Below are 862 nucleotides of genomic sequence, written 5' to 3' on the forward strand. Positions count from 1 at the left end.
CTGCCGCTACCCCGGCGGCGCCACCAGCCCGGACGCCCTGTGGCGGCTGCTCGCCGAGGGCGAGGACGCCATGTCCGACTTCCCCGGTGGCCGTGGCTGGGACCTCGAAGCGCTCTACGACGCCGACCCCGAGCAGCGGGGCACGAGCTACGCCCGGCAGGGCGGATTCCTCTACGAGGCCGACCGGTTCGACCCCGTCTTCTTCGGTATCTCGCCGCGTGAGGCCCTCGCGATGGACCCGCAGCAGCGGCTCCTCCTGGAGACCTCCTGGGAACTCTTCGAGCGCGCCGGCATCAACCCGGCGACGCTGCACGGCAGCCAGGCCGGTGTGTTCGTCGGCGCCTCGTCCCAGGGCTACGGCTCCGGGCTGCAGCAGGCGCCCGAAGGCGTCGAGGGCTATCTGCTGGCGGGCGGCGCGACGAGCGTCATCTCCGGCCGCCTCGCCTACTCCTTCGGCCTCGAAGGCCCGGCGGTCACCGTCGACACGGCCTGCTCGTCGTCGCTCGTCGCGCTGCACCTCGCTGCGCAGGCGCTGCGCCAGGGCGAGTGCGACCTCGCCCTCGCGGGCGGCGTCACGGTCATGTCCAACCCCGGTGCGTTCATCGAGTTCAGCCGCCAGCGTGGGCTCGCCGCCGACGGCCGCTGCAAGGCGTTCGCGGAGGCGGTTGCTGGAGCGCCTGTCGGACGCGCGGCGCCACGGTCATGAGGTGCTGGCCGTCGTGCGCGGTTCTGCCGTCAACCAGGACGGGGCCAGCAACGGCCTGACCGCTCCGAACGGCCCCTCTCAACAGCGGGTGATCCGGGCCGCGTTGGCGAGCGCGGGCCTCACGGCCGGTGATGTGGACGCCGTCGAGGCGCACGG

1 pseudogene is annotated in these 862 nt (G+C 73.4%); it reads left to right on the plus strand.

What is annotated here, in order from left to right:
- Window positions 1-862, plus strand: a pseudogene (locus tag STRAU_RS26645) (beta-ketoacyl synthase N-terminal-like domain-containing protein); the annotation flags it as partial.

Source organism: Streptomyces aurantiacus JA 4570 (assembly GCF_000414115.1).
Classification (GTDB): Bacteria; Actinomycetota; Actinomycetes; order Streptomycetales; family Streptomycetaceae; genus Streptomyces; species Streptomyces aurantiacus_A.